Below are 26,538 nucleotides of genomic sequence, written 5' to 3'. Positions count from 1 at the left end.
TTCTTTTGATAAGGGTATAATTTTTTCCTTTTTGTCCTTAGTGATCTTTGTGGTTTGTTAGTTCTTAAAGATTAAAGCACTTGAACCACAAAGGACACGAAGAAGAGTGATTGAAAGTACTGACTTAATCTTCACCCTTTATTTAGTGCGCTGTGTGAAATGAGTGGTTGTTTATCTTTTAAAGAATAAAGCACTTGAACCACAAAGAATGCTAAGAAGTTCTTTTGATAAGGGTATAATTTTTTCCTTTTTGTCCTTAGTGATCTTTGTGGTTTGTTAGCTCTTAAAGATTAAAGCAGCTGAACCATAAAGAGTGCTAAGAAGTTCTTTTGATAAGGATATAATTTTTTCCTTTGTGTCCTTAGTGATCTTTGTGTTTTGTTAGATCTTAAAGATTAAAGCAGTTGAACCACAAAGGACATGAAGAAGTGCTGGTGAATGGATAAGCAGGATACAGTTACTTTTCTGAGTTAGAGTGTGGTGGATCTAAAGCACTTGAACCATAAAGAATGCTAAGAAGTTCTTTTGATAAGGGTATAATTTTTTCCTTTGTGTCCTTAGTGATCTTTGTGGTTGGTTAGCTCTTCAAGATTAAAGCAGTTGAACCATAAAGAATGCTAAGAAGTTCTTTTGATCAGGATATAATTTTCCTTTGTGTTCTTAGTGACCTTAGTGGTTAATGCACCGTTTCTTTATTGGGTACTTGTACTATATTTAGCCAATTGTTTTTGAGATTGGAACATAATATGGATAAGGACTTGGCTGGTGTAGTAATTGGATGTGCTATTGAGGTACATAGACAACTAGGACCTGGGTTGTTGGAATCGGTATATCAGAAGTGTCTAGTTTATGAACTCCGCAACCTAGGCATTCAAGTAGAATATGAAGTTAAGTTACCAGTGCTCTACAAAGGAATAGAATTTGATAATGGGTTTCGAATAGACTTATTAGTATCAAAGCTATTAATAGTTGAACTTAAAACTGTGAAAAAGTTGGAAAACATACATCAAGCCCAACTATTAACTTATATGAAATTAGCAAATATCGGAATTGGGTTATTAATTAACTTTAATGAAGTTTTGCTTAAAAATGGCATCAAGAGAATGGTGCTTTGATTTATTTTTAATATAACCCTTTGTGTCCTTGGTGTCCTTAGTGGTTTGTATATCAGAGAAATTAAATGAAACAATATTTAGAGTTATGCCAACGTATTGTTGACGAAGGCACTTGGATTGAAAACAAACGTACTGGTAAACGTTGTTTAACGGTTATCAATGCAGAATTAAATTATGATGTTGGTGCTAACGAGTTTCCAATGATCACCACGCGTAAGAGCTATTGGAAAGCGGCGATTGCTGAATTACTTGGTTATATTCGTGGATATGATAACGCGGCGGACTTTCGTTCTATAGGTTGTAATACGTGGAATGCCAATGCCAATGAAAATGACGTTTGGCTGAATAACCCACACCGAAAAGGTGAGGATGATATGGGCAGAGTTTATGGCGTCCAAGGCCGTCGTTGGGCTAAACCAGATGGTGGTTTTGTTGATCAACTTAAAAAATTAGTGGTTGATCTTTCTAACGGCATTGATGATCGCGGTGAAATTTTATCGTTTTATAATCCTGGTGAGTTTCATATGGGATGTTTACGTCCTTGTATGCACACACACACATTCTCGTTATTAGGCGACACCTTATATTTAACCAGTTATCAACGCTCTTGCGACGTACCGCTTGGGCTTAACTTTAATCAAGTTCAGGTATTTGTATTATTAGCCTTAGTCGCTCAAATAACGGGGAATAAAGCTGGTAAAGCGTATCACAAGATAGTGAATGCTCACATTTATGAAGATCAACTCGAATTGATGCGTGATGTTCAATTAAAACGTGACCCTTTCCCGTCACCAAAGTTAATTATCAACCCAAAGATAAAATCATTAGAAGATTTAGAAACTTGGGTAACTATGGATGATTTCGAAGTAGAAGGGTATGAGTGTCATCCACCTATTGCGTATCCATTCTCGGTATAACGTTAGGTTCTGTTTATCCCTTTTGACATAAATAAACCAATACATATAAAAAAAGGCAAAAACACAGGCATTGTTACAAGGGCCATGGATTTGCCTTTTTTATTGGAAAAAATTTAGTTATTCATCTTTCCAGCGTTGTTTAATTTCTAGCATTTTATCTAGTTCTTGAACAAACAGACTAACCAGTTCCGGATCAAAGTGTTTTCCACTTTCATTTTGTATTAACTCTACAGCCCTTTCAATTGACCAAGCATCTTTATATGGTCGAACACTCGTTAAGGCATCAAATACATCTGCGATTGCAACGATACGACCTTCAACTGGTATATCTTTACCGGCTAGACCATTTGGGTAGCCTGTACCATCCCATTTTTCATGGTGAGTTAGGGCGACTACTTTGGCTAAACTGATCAAGTCTGAGTCATCGTCCCCTAAGATATGAGCGCCAATAACGGGATGCGTTTTCATCACATCAAACTCTTCGTTAGTTAACTTGCCTGGTTTTAGCATAATGCTATCTGGAATGCCTATTTTTCCTAAATCATGCATAGGTGCCGCATGAAGTAAATCGTCAGCCCGTTGTTCTGAGAATCCAAAAGCAAGCGCCAGAACCTGAGAATAATGGCTCATGCGCATTACGTGCATGCCTGTTTCATTATCTTTGTATTCCGATGCATGCCCTAAGCGCTGTATGACTTGTAGACGAGTTCGTCTTAATTCGTCGGCTTGCACAAGTGATAAATGTGTCGCGACACGAGCTTTAACTACAGGGGCTGATACTGGTTTGGTTATGTAATCGACTGCACCAAGTTCTAATCCTTGAGCTTCATCATCATGATCGTTTAATGCCGTCACAAAAATAACGGGTATTTTAGTGGTGACGGGATCGGCTTTCAGTTGTTTACAGACTTCTAACCCAGTTATATCAGGCATCATAATATCTAATAGTATTAGATTTGGTTTTTTATCGTGTGCTAAACGTAATGCTTCTTGACCGCCTTTAGCAAAAATCAATCGATAATCTTGTTGTAAAATCTGTTTTAAAACGCGTAAGTTAGCCGGTTCATCATCAACAATTAAAATGGTTGCTTGTTTGTTTTCCATTACTTTACCTTCACTTACTTTCTAGGCGTTGTTTAAGCGCTACTATATGCTCCAGAGCATATTCAAATTCAAAATCATTTAATGCGTTATAAATTTTATTTATATCGCTACGGTATTCGGATTCACTGTATGTTAACAGTTCAGCGAGATCAGTTTCTTCAGCTTCATTTTCTTGCGCCTTTGTGTGTAGCTGATTGAGTAAGCTGATTAACGCATCTTGATCAACTTCAGAAAATGTTGCCACATTTTGATAGTTATTTTTCCACGTGTTTACTTTGTCGGTTAACTCGGTAAAAACATCATCAATAGTTTCATATACAGAAATACATTGTTCTGGGTGGCTGCTGACGACAGATTCAAGTTGCGCAAAAAGACGTTGTAATTTTACTATGGCTAAATTACCACTCACACCTTTTAGTGAATGGGCTACGGCCGTTACTTTGTCCCAGCTTTCAGAAACTATTATTTGTTTTAGATCCGTAATTGCAACACTTTGACTATTTATAAAGCTTAATATTTGCTGATAATAAGCATCTAAACTTCCCCACAGTGCTTCACCTTTAGTCTCATCCATTAATAAATCGGCCTTGTTATTATCAACCGTAACAGGAGACAGTTCGACGTCAATGTCTAACACTCGGGCAATTTCATTACTTAATAAAGTGTAATCCACCGGTTTATTTGCAAACCCTTGCATGCCTGATTGTTCAGCCGCTAATTTGTCGTCTAATAATACACTTGCGGTTAACGCGATTATCGGCATTTGAGGGAGTTGATGTTGTTTTTCGTATTCACGTCTTTGTTTAGTAGCATTTAAGCCATCTAAGACTGGCATTTGAATATCCATTAATACTAATTGGATTTCTTTACAATCAGACATACGTACTAATGCTTGTTTTCCGTCTCGGGCGGTCACAACGGTATGGCCATCTCGTTCGAGTAACAAGGTTAATAAGTCTATATTTTGTTGGATATCATCCACTACTAATATTTTTAATGGCGGTAACTGAACCTGAGTGACTTGCTGTTTTTCAACTTTGTGTTTGACTTGTGGTAACGGAAGTTCAAAGTAAAACTTAGTACCAACATTAAGTTCGCTCTGTGCATTTATTTCCCCACCCATTAATTCAACAAGTTGTTTACTAATGGTGGTCCCTAAGCCCGTTCCGCCAAAACGTCGACTCATGGATGCATCGGCTTGGGTAAAGGCTTCAAATACAGATTTAAGCTGTTGCTCGTCCATGCCAATACCAGTGTCTTCTATTTCGAACCTTACATTATTATCACCAACAGGGTATACCGAAACCGTCACTCGGCCTGATTCGGTAAATTTAACTGCATTACCAATTAAATTAGTTAATACTTGTCGTATACGTTCAGGGCTACCTAAATAAAAGCCGTTTAGTTTGCGAGAAATGTCGGCATTTAGCTCTAAACCTTTATTTCTGGCTTGTAACCATAATGTAGAGATGACCGCATCGACTTCTTCTATTAATGAGAATTGTCTTAACTCAAGCTCTAACTTACCTTTGTCGAGTTTTGCACTGTCTAATATATCGTTTAATAAATGTAATAATGATTTAGACGCATTGTTAATAACATTCAAGTGTTTAAGCTGGTCGGGTTTTAGTTCTGTTTCTAATAAAATGTCACTAAAACCAATAATGGCATTCATTGGCGTTCTAATTTCATGGCTCATATTTGCCATAAACGCGGCGCGCGCTTCTGCTGCTTCTTCTGCTATTTCTTTTGCTTCTCTAAGCTGTTGTTCCATATTTTGACGCTCAGTGATATCCATAATGAAACCGTCTAACCAAATCTCTCCGGTTTCATCGTCGGTAATATGATTGCCAAATTCCATCATCCAACGAATATCACCATTTTTAGTGATAATTCGATATTCTAGATTGAACATTTGATCCACTATTTGGTTCGAAGAAATCAAATCGACATCGTCAGGGTGGAATAAATCCGAGAAATTTCGTTTGTTATTAGGCGGTAAAAAATCCTTAGCCGGATAACCTGTAATTTCTTCAACCGCATCACTGATAAACAATAAAGGCCAGCTTTTTTCGTTTAAACAACGGTAGGCAATGCCTGGAATATTACTAATTAACGATCTGAATTTAGCTTCATTTTCGCGAAGGGCTTGTTCCATTTCAATGCGCTGACGTATGTCGGACATAAAGGCAACAAAAAAACTATCTCTTTCAAGATCTACATGGCCAATAGCTAACCTAATATTAATTAAGGTGCCATCTTTATGTTGAGCTTTGACCTCTCGGCTTCCACCTATAACACTTGATTGGCCTGTAGTAATAAACTCTCGTAAATTATTATCGTGCGTGTCGTAAGATTCTGGCGGCATCAATAACTTTACATTTTTGCCAACAATCTCATGAGAATTCCAACCTAGCAAAGTTTCAGTGGCTCGGTTTACATTCTCTATAATCCCTTTGCGGTCAAAACTAATAATGGCATCCACCGCAGTATCCATCATAGAGCGTAATCTATGCTCACTTAAACTGGCATGGCGGGATATATCTCGGTATTTGTAGATCACATTAATACATAAAATAAGTGTGATGATCACGATAGTAGTAATGGAAACCACTAGCGCTAAATAAAAGGACATTTCACTGGTTTGGTCGCCAAGTTCTAATCCAGGTGGTTTAACAAAACGAGCAGCAGCCATGCCAGTGTAATGCATACCCGCAATAGCAAAGCCCATTACGACACTAGCAACTAAATTAGCTTGCCAACCTTTTTGTCCCCAGATTTTTAACAAACCAGTACGGATCCATAATGACAACATAGCAAAGGTAACGGCCACTATTATAGATAAGGTAAAAATAGATAAATCATAACGAAGCAAAGGCGCCATTTGCATTGAAGCCATGCCGGTATAGTGCATAGCACCTATTCCCGAACCAACCAACACGCCTCCCCATATAAGAGGTTTGATACCATTTGTGTGTTTTTGTATATGATTTAATGCAACAAACGATGCGGCTATGCCTGGCAACATTGAGAATAAAGTTAATGAAACGTTATAATCGACCACGGTACATAACTCAAACGCTAACATACCAATAAAATGCATAGACCAAATACCACCACCTAATGCAACACTACCACCCAATAAGGTAATGTTCCTACGTACGATAGAAATGTCTTTGGCTTCTTGAGTCGCCAGTTGCAACCCCATAAACGATGACAAAATGGCGATAAACAAGGACAAAGCAACCATTGCTTTGTTGTGAGTACCATAAATAAGAATGCTGTCTGGGGAGATGGAGAAATAAGCTAAAATCTGATCAAGCATATGAATTGAAGTCTTCGTCTATTTAACAGAATGAAACATAATAACGAAACTTTGCATTATTCACTATCAATGTATGGCTTATTTTTCAGCAATTGCTTAAAAATAAGCTTGAAAGTGTAATTAAATTACTATTGTATAAAATTGCAGTGAATCCTCAGCGCTATTATAAATAGGGCATGTTCCAACCATCGCCAATTTTCTGGCACTCTTATTGCTAATTCAAATCAGATTATTTAATTAATAGATGAGTGATTATGAAATACTTATTCATAATACTAGTTACTATGTTGGCTGGTTGTACAACGATTTCTGATGAAGTAGCGTCGTTTCAAAAGAAACAGATTGAGGTTCTAGAGCGTAAAGGTTATGAACCTGAAACGTTAGAAGGAACGTTACATCAAAGCGTAGAAAGAATGGCGAGACAGCTATTTGATACGTCGATCGGCTTGGATGTTCACAGTCCGGTGGTAGTCGGCACATTTTTGCCAGTGTCTAATTTAGAACACGAGAAAAATTCAAATCTGCAAAGAATAGGCTTACAAATTCAAGAGAGTTTTATCACTTTATCTACTCAAGCGGGCCTTAAAGTAATTGAACATAGAGCGTTACCATCAATCATGATGACACCAAATAGCGACGTCATGTTATCTAGAACGCAAGTAATGCAAGATCAAAAAATCAATGCTGAGTATATGTTAACAGGCACTTATAGCATTCAACAAAACTCACTTATGGTGAATGCACGATTAATCCGAATTGAAGATAAAAGCTTAGTTGCAGCGGCTACTGACTATATAGCTACCAATAGTATGTGGAGTCATTCAAAAGTTCAGCTAAACGATAACCAAATTTACCGTGGGGAATACTAGGGGGTATTATGAAAAAATTAATTATAGGTAGTATTGCACTGTCGTTACTAAATGGCTGTGCGTCATTAGATAAATGGACAGACTTCGAAGATCAACAAGTGGAAGCATCAATTAATAGTGGTGCTAGTCAACCCGAAACAAATAAGATCAGCTTATTAAGATCCGCTGATCCTCTTGAAAATAGCGCTAACTTTCAAAACCAATACCAAGATAAGTGGAGCTCAAGTTCTAACGGACAAATGGGCAGTCACAACGGACAAGCCGCTAATACAAAAAACGTTAACCATTATGTTAGAGGGATCATGCAGGATCTTTTAACTAACCTGCAATACGTTAATGCCTCAACGCCAATGGCCGTGTCTAGTTTTGTCTTTTTAGACAGTAACTACCAAAGTGCTTCTCTATTAGGCAATCAAATATCTGAAGGTTTTATGCATGAGGTTCATAAATTAGGGATCCCCGTTGTTGACTTTAAAGCAACAGATTACATTAGGGTTACGCCTGGTGGTGATTTTGTACTGAGTAAAGATTACATAGATCTTTCCCCAGACATTCCAATTCGTTATGTGTTAACCGGCACTTTGGTGAGACATCAACAAGGTATTATGGTCAACGCTAGAATCGTAGGTATGGAATCAAAAGCCATTGTTGCCAGTGCACAAGGATTTATCCCTAGTGCCATTAGTAATCACATTATGAAAAGCAATAACAACGACGGTATTCCAGTTTATACCGCACAGTAGATAAAAAGGCAGCTGATATTAGCTGTCTTTTTTGTATAAATGATATGGTTATCTTATTGTTATTAAAGATAAAAATTAAATTTCAAAAAAAGGGGAAAAAGATCTAAAGCTTTTATTTAACGAGTCGATACATTAAACATGTTAGAAATATTAATAGTAATTTTTCTTTCAAGGTCATTACTAAAATAAATCATGTAGGAGGGTTGTTATGCAACCAAAATTTAAAATGAAAAAGACGCTAGTAGCAAGTGCCTTAATATTAGGCTTGGGTAATGCCTTTGTTGCTAGTGCGGATACATATACAATTACTGCTCAGGCGGTATCTGATGTTACGATTACACAACATGCATCACTGGGAGATTCTAGCCTATCATTTGGTGATAAAATTAAGTTGAATCCAAACAATAACGATACTTGTATTCTTGTTGCAGCGACAAATGCTTTTGAGACTGATTTACTAGTTAATATCGATGGTAATGATACCAGTGATGCAGCTGACTTAGTAATACCAGCTGGTACACCATTAACTGATGGAGCAGCTGCCGCTCATGTACCTGGTGAAATTGCTGATGACTCAACAGGCTGTCTAGGTGATGCCGCAACGGGTACCACAGTCGGATCACATATGGTCTTAGAAGTTGATGGTGTAGCAGGTGCAACAGTTTCTGTAGATATCCCTGATGTTGTTGGTACTGGTTGGACTTATACAGCTGGAGATCAAACTTGTGTAGTTGATTTTGATGGAACTGCTGCCGTAGACGTATGTAGAGACTTTGATGGTGTTACATCGATTACCGGTGTAGGTTTATCAGTAGGTGCTGGTGATACTGGCGGTTCGGTGCTTGAAGATAATACTGGCCAAACTCACATATTACTTGGTGGAGTCCTAGTATTTGATGGAACTCCAATTACAGCAGGTGCGGTTAGTGATTCTGTTGTTGTAACAGTAACTTACGAATAAGGTAGGAGAATACGATGAAAACTTTAAATATGATTAAGAAAAGTTTGCCATTAGTTTTGGCTGGTTTGTCGGCAAATGCAGCTGCAACAGATTTTACAGCAACTTTAACTTTTGATACGTTAGCTGAAATTACATTGACACCAATTAGGGCTCTAGACTTTGGGCCTGTATTGGCACTAACTCCAGCAGCCTCCTGTGTTATGGACCCAGTAGGTGCTGGTACTGAAACGCTGTCAGCTGGTCAGTTAGGTGTAGGTACACCTACAGGTTACACAGCTTCAGGTGATTTAGGTACTGGTTGTGGTGATCCAGATGCAAATGGTCAGGTAGGCATTATTGGTATTTCTGCTTATGCTGATGCAGGTATCACAGTTGAAGTTATAGCTGGTGCTGCAAACGATATTGCGTTTACCCCCGATGCATACGTTGCGGATTTCACAGCTTCAAATACAGCTACATTTGATCAAATTACTGAAGGACTAGGTAACGGACAACCTGTACAGGCATCACCAGACTTAACTGCGAACTTACCAGCAGGTCAAACACGTATTATCGTTGGTGGTACGATTGTAAACCAAGTAGCCTTAACTGCAGATGGTTCGTACACTGCAGACTATGATGTTAATGTAATCTATCAATAAATATTAATTTATTAAACGGTACCAATTAACAAAAAGTAATTTACAATTACTGAAAACCAGCAATTTAATATTGCTGGTTTTTTTGTATTTATTGAAAGATAAATATCATTAGAATTTCTACTTTACAACCATCTTCTAAATTTATTATTTTTTTAGTACCCAATATCTTACTTTTTCATCTGACAATACAGTAAATGTAAGTATTTTTAGTATTTGAAATTAAGATGTTTCAAAGCTTATTAGTAACCGTTATACCAAACTTCTTTCTTCTACCGTTTAATTGCTACGGCTCCACTTTAAATTTATATTTAGTCTTTTAAAGTTGGTACTTTACTTGCTTTAAACCATTCGATTAGCAACATTTTAATTAACTGAGGGTTTATGAAACTGATACTTTTTTTACTTCTATTTGTTTGGGTATCTAATGCGGGGGCGGCTTCATTGGGAGCTTTTCGAATATACCTTGACGAAGATAACCGCAATAAAAAGTTTCCAATTAGGAACAAGTCCGTAGTTCCCGAAATTTGTGAAATTAAATTTAACAATAGGCTTTATGACGGTATTGGTGGTGTCAAAAAATTAACAGTTGAAGAACAAGCCGAGTTATCGAAAGCTGCTCTAGCTAGAGTAAAATATTCACCGAAGAGCTTCGTTATTGAACCAAATTCAACAAGATATATTTCTTTTTCTTATAGAAGAATTCCTAACGACTCGAGTAATGAGGTTAGGACTTATGCCGTTTTTTCCTGTCGTAAACAAACAAGTGTAGAAGATGGACAGGGACGATTTGCGACATTATTAGATTTAGCTGTACCTTTAGTTATGAGAACTGGTGATACAAAAAAATATACAGTCGATCTTGATCTAGAAATTGTGAAACGTGATCAAGACGAGTTCTCTATTAACCTACTCCATAGCGGTAATCGGTCAGTATACGGTGATGTATATTTAGTTGATAATAATGGAAAGCGTTTAGAAAAGTTGAAAAAGAACACTGTGCTGTATTCGGATATGAAGAAACTAGCAATTTCTATTCAAACGAAATACATTTCAGAGCAAGGTATAGGGATTGAGTTTGTTGAAACTGGATCCTATAAGTATAAAAAAACCTTTAAATTATCTATCTAAGGAAGCGTTCTTATGAATACAAAGCAATATATTATAAAGCTTGGTTTTGGGCTCCTATTTTGTTTTATTAGTGTATCAGTCGAATCTGTTACAGTTACTTCGACACGTTTATTTTTATCTCCAGATGTCCAGAGTACAAGTATGAGTGTTATTAATTCAGATGATGAACCTTTAACTTGTAAAATAGAAGTTAGAAACTTGGATGTGAAGAATGGAAAATTAACTTTAACAGAAGGCGACGGCATTAATAATCCTAGTCCTGTTAATATGGTCAGAATTGCGCCAAGTAGATTTAATCTCGATTTTAGGCAAGTACAAGAATTTAAAGCTATATACAGACGTAAACCAGGTGTTGAAGATGGAGAGTATATCGGAGCGATTGCAGTTATCTGTAAAGGACAAGCTGAAGAAAGTACTAAAAAAGTGGAAATAAAACCAACATTGGTACAAAACATCCCATTAATTGTTAGAACAAAAAAACTTGATTCTCAAGTAACTTTTTCAAATGTGAGAAAAGTAGGTACTAAGGTTTTTGCTGAGATGTTAGTTACCGGAGAACGCTCTGTTAGTGGAGATGTGACAATCGGATATCAGGAATCAGGAGGTATAATAAAAGAATTGAAAAAGGTATCTCACTACCCGGGAGAAAAGCCTAAACAGCTTGAGCTTGAGCTAAAATCTGACACAGATTCACCTTTAAAAATAATGTTTAATGAGCTTAAGGAGTCAGGACAAATAAAGTCTGAGACGCCAGTAGGCGGTTAATCTTATGCACTCAATTATAAAACTTTTAATATTTGGACTCTGTTTGTTTAGCACACAATTAATGGGCGTAACACTTACTAAGTTAGATGTTATTAAATTGGAGCTCGGTGAGTTTTATTTATTTGATGTAAAAGATGAAGGGCTTAATATTGCTCGTGCAATTGACGCTTACGTAATTGATGACAAAACGTATATAGCTATTACACCAATACTTGATAGTTTAAGGGTAAAGTATCGATTTGTGGAAAATAATTTAGAGATTGAAGTCTTTGAACAAAAAAAGAAATTCTTTTTTCTGAGGGGGTGGAAATACAATCTGAAAATACAGAGTTTTGGTTTAATGATGGAGTTTATACTTATGTACCCTTAACTACATTAGAGCAGTCACTTGGAACAAAAGCTATATCGGATACACGTAAACTTACTCTTGAGTTAAGCGGTCATACCGAAGAGTTTCCGTATAAAAAAATAAGATTAAATAAAAAGCAGAGGTCATTTAATAAATATTTGGTGGATAGAAACAATGAGCAAAGCAATTTACAAAACCAAAGGGTAATTACTGTTAAAGATACTTACAGAATGGCATCAGTACCCACTGGAACTGCGGTTATTGACTATACAAATACTGGTCAAACAGAAACACTAAATGGTAGTTTACAGTCGGTATCAGATTTTGCATACCACTCAACATTGGTTACGTTAACGAAAAGAGATGACGAGCTGTTAACGCATACTCGACTTAGTCGTTATCCGTCGGATCAAGGTGAAAAGTTTCTTGGAATCTGGGACCAATATAGCTTTGGTGATATTTATAGCCGAACAGCTTCTCTTTCAAACGAAGAAAGTCGAGGTCTAGGTATATCTTTATCTAGAAATTCATCGAAAAACTACCATGAAAATTTTAAGACGAGTTTTGAGAAAATTGGCCGACCAGGTTGGGAAGCTGATATATTTCATAATGGCGTATTTTTAAAATCAATTATTGTTCCAGACGATGGAGTAATAGATATTAACAATGTTGAACTTTTCTTTGGCAATAATACATTTAAAATTGTAATGTTTGGTCCTTATGGTGAACGTGAAGAGCTAATAGAAAAAATTGATGCAAGGAGAACAGCTTTGGCTGAGGGGGATAAATCTTTTAACCTTAGTCTATTCGAGTACGATAGTTCTCTTCTTAATGTCAATCTAGATGAATTCAACTTAGATGCTATCGCTGGTGATTTCAATTATGGTATTTTGGATAATTGGATGATTGGTGCTAAAGCAAACATTAGCAATATCCATAATGAAGATAATCAGAGAGTAATTTATAGTTTATTAAACCAAGTTTCACTGCCAGGGTGGTTCTTAACTTCTAATCTCAGTATAAATGAAGACATTGTCGAGCAACGTTCTAGCGTGGCAACATCATTTTTACCAAATGATAGCTTTATTTTACAATACAATTCAAAGAATAACGGCGATGAAGTCGCTTCAGAATATAATTTAAACGCAACATATAATTTTAGAATTAATAAAATTACAAATTATTTTAGCTTTAATTATGATGAGTATGACAATGAAGCTTTGAACAGTTTCACACATAGAATCAATTATGCAGGTCAAGGTTTTAATATATCGAACACTCTTGTAAATAAGGTTGATGAAGGAGGAACTGTTAGTCTTGGCAATATAAGTTTCATGTCAAAGTTAGATTCAAATCTACGTTTCAAAATGGATATTCCATATGATGTAAACGCTATTGATGAGTTTAATGGAGATTTAATTTCAGCATCAATAAACTATAACGTAAGAACTGAGTCGACGAACCAAAATATACTTTTATCTGGTCGATCTTTTGGTGAACAAAACATATGGCAGTTTGGTTACAACTTAGCTTGGAAACAACCAACTCACTTCTTTACTTTTGGAACTACCGTTAATTCAAATGAACAATGGAACCTTAGAGCTGGTATCTCATTCAATTTTGGTTATGACTATTACAATGATAGGTTAGCTATCTCTAGAAACTCTATGAGGAGTGAAGGGACACTTGATGTTCATGCATACCTAGACCGAAGACTAAATGGTATTCCGGACGCATTAGATCATAATTTACAAGGTGTTACCTTTTCTGGAGGACCAGGGTGGGAAAATATCACAACTAATAAAAACGGAAGAGCCAGATTGTTTGGGGCAAGAACGGGGGTTACTGCATTAGGCTCTAGTTGGACTTCAGGAACTGATACCTTAAACCAAAAATATTTGGTTTATAGCCATCCAGGATCTCAGCAAGTAATAAACTTACCATTTTATTTAAGTATAGAAATTGAGTTCTTTGTTACATTAATAACTGAAGGTGATAACCAGATACTTTCGGCTGTGCCGATTATAGCTAAAAACTTAACGACTGGAGATGAGTATTTTGTTGATTCAGATATGGATGGTTATGTTCACTTTTCGAACTTATTACCAGGTAATTATCAGGTTTATATAAAAAAGGACTGGTTGTTAGATAAAGGCTATAACACGGAGTTCTATGGATTTACCTTTGAAGCTCCGTTAACTGGCGGATTTATACTTTTACCTAACATTGAATTAACAAGAGAGAAAAGCACGACACTGGTGCAATCTTCATTAATGAATATTAAGTTAGATGATACTAACTATGAGCAAGTAATTAATAGTAATGAAAAATTAATACACCTTCCTCCCAAAGGTGGATTTAACGCCCCGCATTCTTATGATCAAATGGCTGAAGGTGAATTTAGGCGCGTTAGGCAACAAGTTACTCAGGAAAATAGAATAACGCTTCGGAATCGCATTTTAAATGCTCAAAAGCGCCGTGAGTTTTTAAATTATGGTGTGGACAAAGGAGCAATAAATCAAATAGATGGAATGTCACAGTCCAGAAACTTCCTTCTCTCTGTAGGGAATTTTAAAACATTGCTAAGTTTAAAAAGATACATCAAATCCCAAGGTATTGTGAATAACAAGATACATCGTGCTATGAACGCAGAAGGCAATATTGTATATAGGTTCGAGGTAGGCCCTTTTGAATCAGAAATTGAAGCAAATGCGGTTGGTGAGGCTAACTATTCAAGTTTAGGTTATCGTGTAAAAACTCAAGTCGCAGAGGAATACATATTGCAAGGTTGGAAAGTACAGTTTCTTGCTGCGAATGATTTAGAAAATGCAAAACAATTAGCTGAAGGCATAGAAACAGTGGATGAATTATATGTTGCAACTAAAACGGTTGGCCAACAATCGTTGTATTGTGTTGTTAGCCGAACATTTTTTACTAAAGAAGAAGCTAACTTGTTTCTACGGAAGCTTAATGTTGATGGTTTTATAGTAGACACTGACAATTACCTAGAAGTCGTTTGGAGTAAATAATATGCGTATTTTTGACAAGTCGTTTTTTGTTACTAGCTGGTTTCTATTGATTCTTTCACCTTTAACTTATGCAGCAACTATGGTGCAAATTGATGAGATAAATTTTGGTCAATTACTACCTGTAGCAGGTGGTTGTGAAATGGATTGGGATACCGGAAATATAGCAGCAATTGGTGTTGGTAGTTTATGTAATAGTAACCCAGTGGGAACCCCTGGCCATTATAGATTGACAGTTAACCCAAATGAAAATTATCAAATAAGAGTGGACAGAAGAGAAGAAGTGGCAAATGACGGTATAACATACCAGCCTAAGGGACGATTTATATCAGACCTTGAACAGGTAGACCTGATATATAACCAGTTTGTTACTATTAATAGCGGCGCATCCGGGATTATAGACATTTATTTAGGTGGGGTATTATTTGTTGCTGACCGATTAAACGGAAGTCTGTCATATGAATTAAACAATGCCATACTGATATATTATAATAAGGTGACTTAAATTGTATAAGTTAACTATTGTTTTAGTATTCTTCCTTTTGTTATTAGGGTGCCAAACAAAATTAGACAAAGCTGGTTATCGTCATGCTGCAGATCTAACAGCTTGGAGAGAATTAGCCAGATATAGCAATATTGAACTTAGCTATTGGGGTTTAACTATTACCGCTAACATACAAGTTGTGGAAGGGACTGGGGGGAGAACTATGAGCTCAAAAATATTAAATTATCACCAATTAATGGTAATTCAGATTTAGACTTATTATCTTCACAGTTTATGACAAGGTTCACTTGTAATGACGATTGCAAGTCACTTTCAAAATATAATACTAAGGAACAGTTCTTAGGTAGTTTATTATCTAATTTCTTTGAACAGCAAGAAGGTCAGTTTTTTCGTTTTTATGGACGTTTAACTCAGCTCAGTGTTCAAATGAATTTATTAAAATCTGAATCACCTTCAGAAACTAAAAAATATTTAAACTGGATTGTTGAGCAAAATGAATCATTTAATTCATTAGGTGAATTCATAGGGTATTTTGAAGAAATGTTGGAAGCTGACAAATTTATTACCTTTATCGAAAATAGCAATATCTTAGCTAACGGTAATGGCTATGAATTGGACGATTTTTCAATTAGTAATATTGAATTGGAAGATTATCCTAGTGATGGCATTAATCAAGAGACTGCGATGACTGATATAAATGATCTCCCTTATATAGAGGGCTCAAATGGAATACCTCACGGTATTTTAAATACTAATTTTTCAGTAGGAACCCCTTATAAACAAGTAATCCAAACTCTCATTGAAAAAGAAGAAAGTAAACTACCTCATTCTTATCAAAAGCAGCAAACTTGGTTATTTGCTAAAACTCAGAAAATTAAAGAAGGTGATTGGGTTTGTACTTTTTCAGACAATAGTTTTGGAGTCGTGAAAGTTATTTCAACAGATACTGTGTTGCTTAAAATACATGGGCAAGCAAGGCATATTATTGATGGGGTTAAATTATTGCCTTTAGCGGGGCATTTATTTTCAGAGAACAAGGATTTTTATTTTGTTAAAAAACAAATAGAGCAATCATACAGGCTATCTGATGTTGCCCCATGTGGTATTGACTATGTGCAATATAACAAGTAGTTAAAATATATAAGACTTTAGTCTCTTACTAATAGATTGTGAGCCAAAAATGACCTTAGACGCATCGACAAAATTGTTTAACGATAAAAAGTATAACAAGGCATTAAAATTACTTAATAAAGTAAAATTAGTAAATCAAAGTGAAAGATTTAAATTACTTATTTTAAAAGCTTGCTGTTTGAGTAACGTAGGAAAAGAAAAATTGGCCTTACTCTCACTTCAAGATGCAAAAAAATATGCGACAACAGATGAAGATAAATCTCAAGTATTAAGATTAATGTTACAAGAGTATCTATCCCAAAATAACCTCAAACAAGCTAAAAATTTGATTGATGAAACACTGGTAACAAATGACACAATAGTTTCAGTGACAATATTAAAAGCATATTGTGAAATTTGTTGGAAGGTTCAAGATTATGAACAACTAGAAATGATGGCATCTAGACTTTTAACTCAAGACGGTTTTTGTCCGCGATTACAGCAGTTATTGTGTAATTTAGCAGTTAAAACATTTAATAAATCTGAAGCATTAAAGTATGTACAGGAGTACTCATTATACCTAAATACACTTCAAGAAGGTTACATTGTATACATCGTACTTTTATTTATAGAGTTGAATGAAGTAAAAGAAGCAGAAGCTGTAATTCTACAATTATATGAGAAATATGAAGCTCATACTTGGTTTAAAATACTTGTTGCAAGTCTAGCTCTAGCAAATAAAGACTATAATGAGGTTATAAAGCTATTAACTGGACTAAAGCAAGATTCGATACCGAATTGGTTCCAGCCTCAATTACTCCATATAAAATTACTTGCACAGGCTCATGAGAAATTAGGAAACTATGATATTTCGTTTGAACTCTTCAATAAATTAGCCAAGTTCAATTTAGAAAAGCATGACTTTACAGACCGAATTGATCATATTAAACAATATGACTCTATTTATTTAAAAGACTTAAAGAGGACTGAATATACTCAGCAATCAATGGTATTTATGATTGGTTTTCCTAGGTCTGGCTCAACACTTTTAGAAACGATGTTAGATACACATAATAGTATTGTTACTTTGAGTGAACCTTTAACTATAAGTAAAGTAATAGAATCAGCTAAAAATATAACAAATCAAGATTATCCTAAATGCCTAACAAAATTAAATAAAACAGAGTTAATACATCTAAAAAAAGTATACTTTGATGAAGTTGAAAAAATAATAGGGGATACTTATAAAGGCAAAGTATTGATTGATAAAATGCCGTTAAATATAGGACATTTACCATTAATAAATATGCTATTTCCAGAAGCGAAGTTGATTGTAAATATAAGGCACCCTTTAGACGTAGTGATAAGTAATTTCCAACAAGATTACAAGATTAATTATAGTATGTCTTTTCTGTTTTCCATAGAAAGTATAGCAGAGCGTTATGCGCAAATTTTTGAATTTTATGAGCTTAATTGTCGTGAGTTTAAGCTCGACAAAATCGAAATACGTTACGAAGATTTGATTGAAAACTTGGATATGGAATTGACTAAGTTGATGGCGTTTTTATCACTTGAAAAAGATTCTAAATACAAAGATTACCAAAAGCATGCTAAAAATAAGGTGATAAACACGGCTTCAAAAAACCAAGTTTCACAGAGTTTATATCAAACTTCTCGATATAAGTGGGTCAATTATAGAGAACAAATTCAACATATAGTCCCTACATTAGAAAAGTATATTTTTAAATTTAATTACGAGGCTTAGTTCTAAGTCTAGATAAACCTCGTATTTAGTATATTTACTGAATTAAAGTAGGCACTAATTTTGATGCTGATGCAATGACATTGTTTGTTGATAACGATACAATACGAGAATTGATAATTATCCCGCTTTCATTTTCTATTAAAGTCCCTGTTAATACATAACCTATATTAAGATCTGTTTTTAATTCATGTATTCTTCTAGACATTGCTAAGTCACCGTTAGGAGTGACTTGAATAAAACTTGTAACTTTGTAATCACTTACAGGTATTCCAACTCCTTTTAATTCATTAATAAAATACTCACTGACTTGATTCCCTAATAAAGTTGTATTATTGAGTGTAGAGTCAAGTGTTACAAATGAAGTCACTGCGACTGGTAAAGTTAAATTTTGCGACAACTTACTTTTCAACTCCATTGCCATCTGTTCAACATACTCGCTAAGCTGTACGAAGTTAATATTTGATTTAAATAAAGTTGGATCTTGAGCTTTTTCAGGGGAAGATACTGAATTGTTCCCGGACGTATTAAATGTTAGATGTGAAGAAAGTTCCCTGCAGTCCATGACTTCACCTTCATCACTAAAACAAATATTTTCTTCAGGCAGGCCTTTCGACGCGCACCCCAATATTGCTAGCGTTATAATAGATAAAGGTAAAAGTTTATTCATAATAAGTTCCAAATGCTGAAAATTCATCTTAAATAAGCAATATTCTAGCCAAACTAAATATTTTTTAGCGTGTTTATTTTCATATCATAGAAGTGTATTGTCCTACGTGAGAAATATAAATTCAAATAAGGAAGTAAAGTGAAGTCAACTATCTCAATTGTTGCGTTAGCTATTAGCACATTTGTAGCTTTTAACGCTCAAGCTATAGACGTTACCCCTAAAGCCAAAAAATTGGCGCAAGAAACGATTATCTTAGACAGCCATATTGATGTCCCTTACCGAGTACATAAAAAGTGGGTTGATGTTACTAAAGCAACAAAAGGCGGGGATTTTGATCATCCGCGTGCGGTTGCTGGTGGATTAAATGCGCCTTTCATGTCTATTTATATTCCTGCGACCTATGAAGGTGAAGGGAAGGACTTTGGGGTTCAGTTAGCGCATCAGTTAATTGACTCAGTAGAGGCAATTGCCCAACGTGCACCGGACAAGTTTGCCGTTGCATACTCAACTGCAGATGTATACTCACAGTTTGAACAAGGTAAAATCTCATTACCTATGGGTATGGAAAATGGCAGCCCTATCGCCAACAGTTTTGAAAACTTAGCCATGTTCCATGAACGTGGTATTCGTTATGTTACGCTTTCACATTCGTTATCTAACCATATTTCTGACTCTTCATACGACTTACGTCGTCAATGGAAAGGATTAAGTGAGTTTGGAAAAACGTTAATTCCTGAGATGAATCGCATTGGTATGATGATTGATATTTCTCATGTATCTGATGCTGCGTTTTATCAAGCGTTAGAATTGACTCAAACTCCCGTTATTGCGTCTCACTCTTCACTTCGTAAGTTTACGCCGGGGTTTGAGCGTAATATGGATGACGAAATGATCAAAGCACTAGCTAAAAACGGTGGTGTGATTCAAATTAACTTTGGTTCTAGTTTTGTGTCAGCAGCGCCACAAGAGTGGCAAAACAAGTTAAAAGCAAAACTAGAGAAAGAGAACGCAAAATGGGGCGAAGAAAAAGCCGAACGTATAGCTAAGTTATATAAAGAAAATAACCCGTACCCATTTGCTAGCCTAGACACCGTACTTGATCATATTGATCATGTTAAAAACTTAGTGGGTGTTGACTATATCGGAATTGGTTCTGACTACGATGGTGTTGGTGATTCATTGCCGCGCGACTTGAAAGACGTGTCTTACTTCCCGCAGCTAGTTCAAGGTTTAATGAACCGTGGTTATTCAGATGCAGATATTAAGAAAATACTGTCTGGCAACTTTATGCGAGTTTGGAAGCAAGTAGAACAGTTTGCTGCAAAATCTAAATAAACGTTACCATTTAGATTCTTTTATAAACAAGCTCTAATAGGGGGTCACTCCGTCATTAGAGTGTTAAATTTAAGCTACTGGTATCAGTGCAGATATCAGTAGCTTTTTTATATAGGCCTTTTAGTTACAACCCCCATATTTAACTATTTATCTAGGTTTTCCCCTATACATCTCTGTTAACTTTTTATTTACTATGTTGTAGTCTTATTAGACCAGTCGATGAATTTCAAAAATATAATTTCTATACCAGAGTGAGAATGTAATTTATGACTTCAATTCATGATTTAGCTAAATGCATATTGTTAGATGATGTAAACGACGTGTTTTACCGCAGTTTATGTTTTAGTACTTATGCTCGCTCTGAATATGATGACAAAACGGCCACAGAAAAGAAGTTAGACGTCATGTTAGACCAAAGGTTAGCAAGACAGTTAAACTGGAGTTCGTCAATTTGTAGTTTAGATACCGCGACGCATAAGTTTAGTCATTTACTGGAGTCGTTGATCAATAAACAGATATCACAGACTAGCTTAATCTCGATGATTGAAGATAATTATTGGTTAAGATCTGCAATTGAAATAGAACTTGGTAAAGAGGTTTTTGCCGAAGCTATCGCACAACAAAATTTATTAGAGCATTTAAAAACACCGGTTATTAATAAACGTATTGCCCATATAGGTTGGCGATATTTTGCTTCTCAAATGAGTGACCATAATCAATATTTATTACAACAAATCATAGAGTTTTCAGACGCTGTGGCTCAACAAACTATCCAAAACTCTTTTGAAGAGAGTGAACTCGTTGATGAAGATATGGCGTACCACTTAGCTTTTGTGAACTCTTATTCGTTTGTGGTTTTACTAAAATTGTTTGACAAAGCGGTACAGTCCATAAAATACGAAGCATTAAATACCACCGCATTTGAATGTGAACAGCAACGTGAATTAATAAACCAATACTTACCAACTGCGGAAAGTTTATTGAGTTTTATGATCTTTGATGAGTTTCTCAAACCGCACGTATTTGATAATTTAAATCTGGTTCAAGATACATACACCAATTTACTTAATGGCACCGAAATTTTAGATGGTAAATCTAAAATATTTATAAAATCCCGTGGCGAAATAATAGTCGAAAGGTTAAGTAAAACCAGTGTGTTAACGGCTAGGCAGTTGGCTGATTTCTCTTCTCAAGTTGGCATTAAGTTCGAAGTTAAACAGGTGGATTCCGAATTGGGTAAGTCTGCGAAACTATGGGCGAAATTATTAGCGAGTATGCCAACGTTAACTCACGCGAGTTAGAAATGTGTATTGGATTGAGCGTTAAGCTCTAAATGTTGTTAACAAATCTTACCTGCAAATATTTATTCTGTTAGTATTGCGGAACTTTTCGGGTCTGTTGAGTCAAACAGACTAATCAATTTGAGATGTAGCAGTATTTTATGAAACAAATTTTATTTACATTTATCCTTGCCCTTAGTCTTTCTGGCTGTAGCAACTGGGTTTACAAGTACGACATAAGCCAGGGCAATTACTTAAATCAAGACGATGTTAACAAGCTCAGAATTAACATGACCAAGGAACAAGTTCAGTTTGTTTTAGGGACGCCATTAGCGGATAACCCTTTTAAGTCTGATAAGTGGCACTATATTTACACAATCAAATCTGGCAAAACAGATTTAACTAAACGTAAAGAATTAGTAGTGACTTTCAACGGGGATATGTTGGCCTCAATCAGCGGTGACTTTGAACAACCTGAAGACTTTAATAAGTCATTAGACGAAATTTCGAACTAAAAGAAAGATGAGTTCGCATATATAAAAAAATCCTCAATCGATATTGGGGATTTTTTATGCGTAACTAAAAGTGACTGATTGGTGAAAAATAGAATCAAACTATTTTTTTCTAGGATTGGGTCTTCCGCCTGTTACTTTATCAGCTCTACCTTCTTCAATCGCTTTTTCCGCTCGGCGTTTTCTAACTTCTTTTGGATCTGCAATTAAAGGGCGATAAATCTCTATCCGGTCACCGTCTTTCACAATGTCTTGTAACTTACAGGTTTTATTCCAAATACCGACTTTATTTACGGTCAAATCAATATCTGTATATTTATCCTTTATTTTAGAATTAACAATAACTTGCTCTACCGTGTTGCCTTCAGGTACTTCTAGTGACAATAAGGTTTGCTGTTGAGGCAAACCATAGACAAGTTCAACTTTAATATTATTAATCATAGATTTGTTTCGCTCTTTGGGTAAAGGCCGACACCATATTAGCGACTACATTATTAAAAATACCGCCAAATGCCAATTCGATCATTTTTGAAGAAAATTCAAAATCCAGCTCTAATTCTACTTTGCAAGCAAACTGGTCTAACTCTATAAACTTCCATACCCCAGTTAAGTGTTTAAATGGACCATTGATTAACTGCATCGATATTTCTTTGTTTGCGGTTAATTGATTTTTGGTGGTGAACCATTTACTTATCCCAACGGAGCTTATCAACAATGAGCCTTCAACGGTATTGTCACTGGTTTGAATGCGTTTAGCATCCGCGCAATTGGGGATGAATTGTGGGTATAAGTCAATGTCATCAACTAATTTGTACATTTGTTCGCAGCTATACATAACTAATGCACTGCGTGATATGTTTGCCATAAATAAATTGTTTTTAATTTTTTTGTATTCTAACAAAGTAACTAGAGAAATACGTACAAAAAATGGTTTTCAATCGTTATACTGGCACCGAATCTAATTAAGTAAGAATTATGGCAAAGAAAAAACCAAGCACACCATCAAATTCGATAGCGTTAAATAAAAAAGCGCGTCACGATTATATCTTAGAAAAGAAATTTGAAGCCGGCATTGAGTTGCAGGGTTGGGAAATTAAAAGTATCCGTGAAGGTAAAGTAAACATTACTGATACTTATGTATTTTTGAAAAACGAAGAAGTGTTTTTATTAAATGCAGAAATTCAACCTTTAAACCAAGCGTCGTCACATGTTTTATGTGAGCCTACTCGTCAACGTAAGCTGTTGTTAAAGAAAAAAGAGATAGCTGAGTTAATCGGTGCGGTTGAACGTAAAGGTTATACCTTAGTTGCCACAGGCATGTACTGGCAACGTAATTGGGTAAAAGTTGCTTTTCACTTAGCGAAAGGTAAACACGACCACGACAAACGGACTGACATTAAAGATAGAGATTGGTCTCGTCAGAAAGAACGCTTGATGAAACACTCAACGAGATAACAAATTTTTCAATTAGTTTGAAATAAAAGTGTTATAGGTTAGTTCTAATATTGAAGTGGATAATTAAATTAACTGAGATGTGAACATCGATACTTATATACCTGAAATTCATGACAATAATGTATTAATAAATCAACTTGTTGAGTTTGTTAATACATTGTCAGAACAACAATTTAATGACAGTTTAGACATGGGGTGCGGTACGGTCGGTGCTCATGTTCGTCATGTTATTGAGCATTACCAAAGCTTGTTAAATGCCAATGGCACCATTGATTATGACAACCGTCCTCGTAATGCCTTTATAGAAACTGACAAGTCAGAGGCTATCTCTGCGCTAAATACAATTACTCTCAAGTTAAATCAGATCAACACTGACAAACAAGTTAATGTGTTGTGCAGTACCAATTTACTTATTACCGCGACCAACACATTAAGCAGTTTAAGACGTGAGTTAGTCTTTGTTCATAGCCATACAACGCATCATATGGCCATTATTCGCATTTTAGCGTTAACCATGAAACTTCCTATAAGTTTGGATTTTGGCAAGGCGGCATCAACTCAAAAATTTGAACAGCATGTGCAGTTTTAATTGGCAAAAAATAGACGGTAATATCGTCGCGTTTTTCAATCGAGATGAATCGGTAATACGTGAAAAAGCAGAAGAACCTTGTATTTTTAATGACGGAAAAGGCCAGTTTATTATGGCCAAAGATCCACAAGGGCAAGGGAGTTGGATTAGTTGTAATGAATATGGTTTAACCTTTTTTTGTTAAACAATTATCAAGGCAAGTTAAAAGCTAATACCCAAGAGTTACGTTCAAGAGGCTTACTCATTCGTGATTTAGCGAGTTGTTCAACGCAGCTTGAGGCATTAAGCTACATCGAAAAACTTAACTTAAATCAATATCAACCATTCAACTTAGTTATGTTAACCAATCAAACTCAATTAATGTGGTTATACGACGGTTTAATATCAAAGCTTGATGCTCGCCCTGCAGAGCATTCTATTTTTTCATCGGGGCACAAGCATGCAGAAGACATTATTAAACAACGTCACAGCTATATGCAGCAGTTTAATGATTTATCTGAGACTGAGCTAATCGCTATTCATAAAAGCCATGAGCCAATGCTGGGAAGTACAAGTAATGAGAAAAGTGAAGATAAGCAAGAGAAGGATTTGAGTTATGCTTTTTGCATGCACAGAGAAGACGCATGCAGTCAATCTATGACTAAAGTTGTTTTAAGGGAAAAGGATGTTCGGCTTGATTACTGGCAAGGGCAGCCTTGCCAGTCAGAAGAAAAGCCAACAGTGAGTGTTAGCTTATTATTAATTTAATGGATTAACGACACACTGAATTTTTATCAATCCTGTTTAAATCTTTTAGCTGATCTTTTGAATTTACCATGATCAAATATTGAGTAGTGGTGGTGCCACTCTCGGCTTCATTCAAGCTAAGTTTTAACAATGATAACTTGTCGCTTTCTGGGTTTTTATTAATAGTGACACTAGTCAAGTCATTGTTAATATCCACGTCAACATTTTGATTTAAACATACCTTAATGTCCCAATCGTAAATTGGTTGTATGCTTGCATCAATGGATAACCATTTAGTTTGAGCTGTCAACGTTACCTCTTTTGCATATGTGGTTGTTGGTCCATTAATACTGACCACAGGCGTTACTGTAGAGAAGTTGCTAGCATCAAAACCATAAGATTGTTCATCAGCACAATCAAAAGAAGAATCGGTAAGCTGCTCTGAATCTGTTACAGGAGTATCACAACGATAATCATCATCTGCTTTGATGGTTAATTCATGACTGCCTGCACGCTTAGGTGTTGCGTAAGATAAAACATATAACCCATCTTCAAACGTTTTTATCTGTTCAAATCGATAATCAATTGCAGTTTGTGTATCGGCGAAATCTGAAAATGAAGAAATGTTAGTTTCCAGTGTATATGCTGTTAATGCACTGGTATCAATATTGTCATTTAAAGTGACAAAATAAACATCTTTATTATCAACAGCTTCAATTGCATCTTCGTTTGAAACAATACCCGATGAATCTTTTCCGTTGGTAAATACAATTAAGTTGCCATAACTAATCAACTCTAACGAGGTAGTATTCTGCCAGATTTCTGCACCCGCTTTAATTGCGCCATTCAAGTTGGTTGAAGCAACGCCTATTTCAATAGTTGATAATGCATCTAATAACTCATTAACATCCGCGATTTGATTAGCAATCTCAGTCACAGTTTCATCAAAGGTTAAAATAGAAATTAAGTGGTTTGCTGGTATTTTAGATTCTAAAGTAACCGGATCTAAAATACGGTCTTTTATAGCACTAATTATGTTATCTAAATTATCCTGTGAAACTAATGGACTAACATGAATTGCATAAACAGTATGATACTCCGCATCAAACGACTTTGATTGTTCCAGCTCAACCAGAGCTTCTTGAGGCATGACATCGTCATCTTCAAATATAGATAGATATTCAGTCATGTTAGCCTTAGTTAGATTATTTAATGCTAAACCGGTATAACGGTCGATTAAATGAAAGGCAAAGTTAATAACAGAAGGTTGTTCAACGGTAAAGTCGAGTCCCTTCAAATTGTAAGCAGTGAACTCGGTAGCGTCACAACTAATTTCAATGTTGGTTATATCAATCTCAGACGTACCTACGTCGTTTTTTATTTCGCAATTTAAGTTGTTCTCGGTATCGATAATTGAGACTTTATAGTTCTCATTGTTATTAATACGAGTTTCAGCAATAAATTCACCGTTATCACTAAATGTCTCTAACGTCCCATTAATTGATAAATTAATATCACCACTTAGTCCTGAGATAGAACCGCCAACTGCATATGTGCCTGGAAACTCTTCTTTAGGATCGTTTGAGTCACACCCTTGCAATAATGCCGCCGTTAGAATCGTGGCGAGTAATTTGTACATTGTTTATCCTTG

General features: G+C 35.6%; 27 protein-coding genes. 21 read left to right on the top strand and 6 right to left on the bottom strand.

The features are described 5' to 3' along the window. Positions 1-746 precede the first annotated feature (746 nt). Complete coding sequence (locus tag RT723_RS08125) at positions 747-1,115, top strand: GxxExxY protein (RefSeq protein ID WP_315946613.1); 369 nt, start codon at positions 747-749, stop codon at positions 1,113-1,115. A 65-nt stretch (positions 1,116-1,180) separates the two neighbouring features. Continuing rightward, positions 1,181-2,032 (top strand): thymidylate synthase, encoded by an 852-nt coding sequence (locus tag RT723_RS08120; RefSeq protein ID WP_315946612.1) that lies wholly within the window; start codon positions 1,181-1,183, stop codon positions 2,030-2,032. 117 nt (positions 2,033-2,149) lie between these two features. Here the strand turns inward: RT723_RS08120 and RT723_RS08115 are convergent, their stop codons facing one another. Both RT723_RS08115 and RT723_RS08110 read right to left on the bottom strand, forming a co-directional pair. Beyond that, the gene (locus tag RT723_RS08115) at positions 2,150-3,136 is read right to left on the bottom strand and encodes a two-component system response regulator (RefSeq protein WP_315946611.1); all 987 of its coding nucleotides are present in this window, start codon (positions 3,134-3,136) and stop codon (positions 2,150-2,152) included. A gap of 10 nt (positions 3,137-3,146) precedes the next feature. Further along, complete coding sequence (locus RT723_RS08110) at positions 3,147-6,461, bottom strand: MHYT domain-containing protein (protein ID WP_315946610.1); 3,315 nt, start codon at positions 6,459-6,461, stop codon at positions 3,147-3,149. 254 nt (positions 6,462-6,715) lie between these two features. On the opposite strand from RT723_RS08110, the gene RT723_RS08105 reads away from it, so the two are divergent. From RT723_RS08105 to RT723_RS08050, 12 genes are all read left to right on the top strand, one after another. Continuing rightward, complete coding sequence (locus tag RT723_RS08105) at positions 6,716-7,330, top strand: FlgO family outer membrane protein (protein ID WP_315946609.1); 615 nt, start codon at positions 6,716-6,718, stop codon at positions 7,328-7,330. Positions 7,331-7,338: 8 nt separating this feature from the next. Then, entirely contained in the window at positions 7,339-8,073 is a 735-nt protein-coding gene (locus RT723_RS08100) for a FlgO family outer membrane protein (protein ID WP_252731636.1), read from the top strand. Positions 8,074-8,281: 208 nt separating this feature from the next. After that, positions 8,282-9,034: a hypothetical protein gene (locus RT723_RS08095; RefSeq protein ID WP_315946608.1), complete on the top strand. Its 753-nt coding sequence runs from the start codon at positions 8,282-8,284 to the stop codon at positions 9,032-9,034. 14 nt (positions 9,035-9,048) lie between these two features. Further along, a complete protein-coding gene (locus RT723_RS08090) occupies positions 9,049-9,675 on the top strand; it encodes a hypothetical protein (RefSeq protein ID WP_315946607.1) in 627 nt (208 codons plus the stop codon). Between the two features lie 381 nt (positions 9,676-10,056). Further along, a complete protein-coding gene (locus tag RT723_RS08085) occupies positions 10,057-10,803 on the top strand; it encodes a hypothetical protein (RefSeq protein ID WP_315946606.1) in 747 nt (248 codons plus the stop codon). Between the two features lie 12 nt (positions 10,804-10,815). After that, positions 10,816-11,568 (top strand): fimbrial biogenesis chaperone, encoded by a 753-nt coding sequence (locus RT723_RS08080; protein ID WP_315946605.1) that lies wholly within the window; start codon positions 10,816-10,818, stop codon positions 11,566-11,568. 43 nt (positions 11,569-11,611) lie between these two features. Then, positions 11,612-11,938 (top strand): hypothetical protein, encoded by a 327-nt coding sequence (locus RT723_RS08075; protein WP_315946604.1) that lies wholly within the window; start codon positions 11,612-11,614, stop codon positions 11,936-11,938. After that, complete coding sequence (locus RT723_RS08070) at positions 11,872-14,946, top strand: SPOR domain-containing protein (protein WP_315946603.1); 3,075 nt, start codon at positions 11,872-11,874, stop codon at positions 14,944-14,946. The genes RT723_RS08075 and RT723_RS08070 overlap by 67 nt, the downstream gene beginning before the upstream one ends. Position 14,947: 1 nt before the next feature. After that, complete coding sequence (locus tag RT723_RS08065; RefSeq protein WP_315946602.1) at positions 14,948-15,448, top strand: hypothetical protein; 501 nt, start codon at positions 14,948-14,950, stop codon at positions 15,446-15,448. A gap of 1 nt (position 15,449) precedes the next feature. Next, positions 15,450-15,701 carry a hypothetical protein gene (locus RT723_RS08060; RefSeq protein WP_315946601.1) on the top strand — a complete coding sequence of 84 codons (252 nt, stop codon included), beginning with the start codon at positions 15,450-15,452 and terminating at the stop codon, positions 15,699-15,701. A 173-nt stretch (positions 15,702-15,874) separates the two neighbouring features. Then, positions 15,875-16,579, top strand: coding sequence for a hypothetical protein (locus RT723_RS08055; protein ID WP_315946600.1), 705 nt, complete (start codon positions 15,875-15,877; stop codon positions 16,577-16,579). A 49-nt stretch (positions 16,580-16,628) separates the two neighbouring features. Next, positions 16,629-18,323, top strand: a complete 1,695-nt coding sequence (locus RT723_RS08050; protein ID WP_315946599.1) for a tetratricopeptide repeat-containing sulfotransferase family protein — start codon at positions 16,629-16,631, stop codon at positions 18,321-18,323. Between the two features lie 34 nt (positions 18,324-18,357). Here the strand turns inward: RT723_RS08050 and RT723_RS08045 are convergent, their stop codons facing one another. Next, positions 18,358-18,990, bottom strand: coding sequence for a FlgO family outer membrane protein (locus tag RT723_RS08045; RefSeq protein ID WP_315946598.1), 633 nt, complete (start codon positions 18,988-18,990; stop codon positions 18,358-18,360). A gap of 171 nt (positions 18,991-19,161) precedes the next feature. On the opposite strand from RT723_RS08045, the gene RT723_RS08040 reads away from it, so the two are divergent. The 3 genes from RT723_RS08040 to RT723_RS08030 all read left to right on the top strand — a co-directional run bounded on the left by RT723_RS08040 (position 19,162) and on the right by RT723_RS08030 (position 22,120). Then, the gene (locus RT723_RS08040) at positions 19,162-20,325 is read left to right on the top strand and encodes a dipeptidase (protein WP_428983649.1); all 1,164 of its coding nucleotides are present in this window, start codon (positions 19,162-19,164) and stop codon (positions 20,323-20,325) included. 266 nt (positions 20,326-20,591) lie between these two features. Continuing rightward, positions 20,592-21,626, top strand: a complete 1,035-nt coding sequence (locus RT723_RS08035; RefSeq protein WP_315946596.1) for a hypothetical protein — start codon at positions 20,592-20,594, stop codon at positions 21,624-21,626. A 140-nt stretch (positions 21,627-21,766) separates the two neighbouring features. Further along, positions 21,767-22,120: an outer membrane protein assembly factor BamE gene (locus RT723_RS08030; RefSeq protein ID WP_216054140.1), complete on the top strand. Its 354-nt coding sequence runs from the start codon at positions 21,767-21,769 to the stop codon at positions 22,118-22,120. Positions 22,121-22,219: 99 nt separating this feature from the next. On the opposite strand, the gene RT723_RS08025 is transcribed toward RT723_RS08030, so the two are convergent. Both RT723_RS08025 and RT723_RS08020 read right to left on the bottom strand, forming a co-directional pair. Next, positions 22,220-22,558 carry an RnfH family protein gene (locus RT723_RS08025; protein WP_315946595.1) on the bottom strand — a complete coding sequence of 113 codons (339 nt, stop codon included), beginning with the start codon at positions 22,556-22,558 and terminating at the stop codon, positions 22,220-22,222. Further along, on the bottom strand, positions 22,551-22,982 hold the full coding sequence (locus RT723_RS08020; protein ID WP_216054138.1) for a type II toxin-antitoxin system RatA family toxin: 432 nt from the start codon (positions 22,980-22,982) through the stop codon (positions 22,551-22,553). The genes RT723_RS08025 and RT723_RS08020 overlap by 8 nt, the downstream gene beginning before the upstream one ends. Positions 22,983-23,092: 110 nt before the next feature. On the opposite strand from RT723_RS08020, the gene smpB reads away from it, so the two are divergent. The 4 genes from smpB to RT723_RS08000 all read left to right on the top strand — a co-directional run bounded on the left by smpB (position 23,093) and on the right by RT723_RS08000 (position 24,908). Then, positions 23,093-23,572: an SsrA-binding protein SmpB gene (gene smpB / locus RT723_RS08015; protein ID WP_216054137.1), complete on the top strand. Its 480-nt coding sequence runs from the start codon at positions 23,093-23,095 to the stop codon at positions 23,570-23,572. A 79-nt stretch (positions 23,573-23,651) separates the two neighbouring features. Beyond that, complete coding sequence (locus RT723_RS08010; RefSeq protein WP_315946594.1) at positions 23,652-24,161, top strand: hypothetical protein; 510 nt, start codon at positions 23,652-23,654, stop codon at positions 24,159-24,161. Then, complete coding sequence (locus tag RT723_RS08005; RefSeq protein WP_315946593.1) at positions 24,148-24,345, top strand: hypothetical protein; 198 nt, start codon at positions 24,148-24,150, stop codon at positions 24,343-24,345. Before RT723_RS08010 ends, RT723_RS08005 begins: the two co-directional genes overlap by 14 nt. Next, positions 24,339-24,908 carry an NRDE family protein gene (locus tag RT723_RS08000; protein ID WP_315946592.1) on the top strand — a complete coding sequence of 190 codons (570 nt, stop codon included), beginning with the start codon at positions 24,339-24,341 and terminating at the stop codon, positions 24,906-24,908. The genes RT723_RS08005 and RT723_RS08000 overlap by 7 nt, the downstream gene beginning before the upstream one ends. A gap of 4 nt (positions 24,909-24,912) precedes the next feature. Here the strand turns inward: RT723_RS08000 and RT723_RS07995 are convergent, their stop codons facing one another. After that, positions 24,913-26,526 (bottom strand): vWA domain-containing protein, encoded by a 1,614-nt coding sequence (locus RT723_RS07995; RefSeq protein ID WP_315946591.1) that lies wholly within the window; start codon positions 26,524-26,526, stop codon positions 24,913-24,915. Positions 26,527-26,538: the final 12 nt, after the last annotated feature.

Origin of the sequence: Psychrosphaera aquimarina, assembly GCF_032461525.1 — a bacterium.
GTDB classification, from domain to species: Bacteria; Pseudomonadota; Gammaproteobacteria; order Enterobacterales; family Alteromonadaceae; genus Psychrosphaera; species Psychrosphaera aquimarina.
This window is presented reverse-complemented; position numbering and strand designations above follow the sequence as displayed.

What these genes read in the sequence shown, in the direction of transcription:
- RT723_RS08125 (WP_315946613.1), top strand. Translation starts at nt 747, where the DNA reads ATGGATAAGGACTTGGCTGGTGTAGTAATTGGATGTGCTATTGAGGTA.
- RT723_RS08120 (WP_315946612.1), top strand. Translation starts at nt 1,181, where the DNA reads ATGAAACAATATTTAGAGTTATGCCAACGTATTGTTGACGAAGGCACT.
- RT723_RS08115 (WP_315946611.1), bottom strand. Translation starts at nt 3,136, where the DNA reads ATGGAAAACAAACAAGCAACCATTTTAATTGTTGATGATGAACCGGCT.
- RT723_RS08110 (WP_315946610.1), bottom strand. Translation starts at nt 6,461, where the DNA reads ATGCTTGATCAGATTTTAGCTTATTTCTCCATCTCCCCAGACAGCATT.
- RT723_RS08105 (WP_315946609.1), top strand. Translation starts at nt 6,716, where the DNA reads ATGAAATACTTATTCATAATACTAGTTACTATGTTGGCTGGTTGTACA.
- RT723_RS08100 (WP_252731636.1), top strand. Translation starts at nt 7,339, where the DNA reads ATGAAAAAATTAATTATAGGTAGTATTGCACTGTCGTTACTAAATGGC.
- RT723_RS08095 (WP_315946608.1), top strand. Translation starts at nt 8,282, where the DNA reads ATGCAACCAAAATTTAAAATGAAAAAGACGCTAGTAGCAAGTGCCTTA.
- RT723_RS08090 (WP_315946607.1), top strand. Translation starts at nt 9,049, where the DNA reads ATGAAAACTTTAAATATGATTAAGAAAAGTTTGCCATTAGTTTTGGCT.
- RT723_RS08085 (WP_315946606.1), top strand. Translation starts at nt 10,057, where the DNA reads ATGAAACTGATACTTTTTTTACTTCTATTTGTTTGGGTATCTAATGCG.
- RT723_RS08080 (WP_315946605.1), top strand. Translation starts at nt 10,816, where the DNA reads ATGAATACAAAGCAATATATTATAAAGCTTGGTTTTGGGCTCCTATTT.
- RT723_RS08065 (WP_315946602.1), top strand. Translation starts at nt 14,948, where the DNA reads ATGCGTATTTTTGACAAGTCGTTTTTTGTTACTAGCTGGTTTCTATTG.
- RT723_RS08055 (WP_315946600.1), top strand. Translation starts at nt 15,875, where the DNA reads ATGAATTTATTAAAATCTGAATCACCTTCAGAAACTAAAAAATATTTA.
- RT723_RS08050 (WP_315946599.1), top strand. Translation starts at nt 16,629, where the DNA reads ATGACCTTAGACGCATCGACAAAATTGTTTAACGATAAAAAGTATAAC.
- RT723_RS08045 (WP_315946598.1), bottom strand. Translation starts at nt 18,990, where the DNA reads ATGAATAAACTTTTACCTTTATCTATTATAACGCTAGCAATATTGGGG.
- RT723_RS08035 (WP_315946596.1), top strand. Translation starts at nt 20,592, where the DNA reads ATGACTTCAATTCATGATTTAGCTAAATGCATATTGTTAGATGATGTA.
- RT723_RS08030 (WP_216054140.1), top strand. Translation starts at nt 21,767, where the DNA reads ATGAAACAAATTTTATTTACATTTATCCTTGCCCTTAGTCTTTCTGGC.
- RT723_RS08025 (WP_315946595.1), bottom strand. Translation starts at nt 22,558, where the DNA reads ATGATTAATAATATTAAAGTTGAACTTGTCTATGGTTTGCCTCAACAG.
- RT723_RS08020 (WP_216054138.1), bottom strand. Translation starts at nt 22,982, where the DNA reads ATGGCAAACATATCACGCAGTGCATTAGTTATGTATAGCTGCGAACAA.
- smpB (WP_216054137.1), top strand. Translation starts at nt 23,093, where the DNA reads ATGGCAAAGAAAAAACCAAGCACACCATCAAATTCGATAGCGTTAAAT.
- RT723_RS08005 (WP_315946593.1), top strand. Translation starts at nt 24,148, where the DNA reads ATGTGCAGTTTTAATTGGCAAAAAATAGACGGTAATATCGTCGCGTTT.
- RT723_RS07995 (WP_315946591.1), bottom strand. Translation starts at nt 26,526, where the DNA reads ATGTACAAATTACTCGCCACGATTCTAACGGCGGCATTATTGCAAGGG.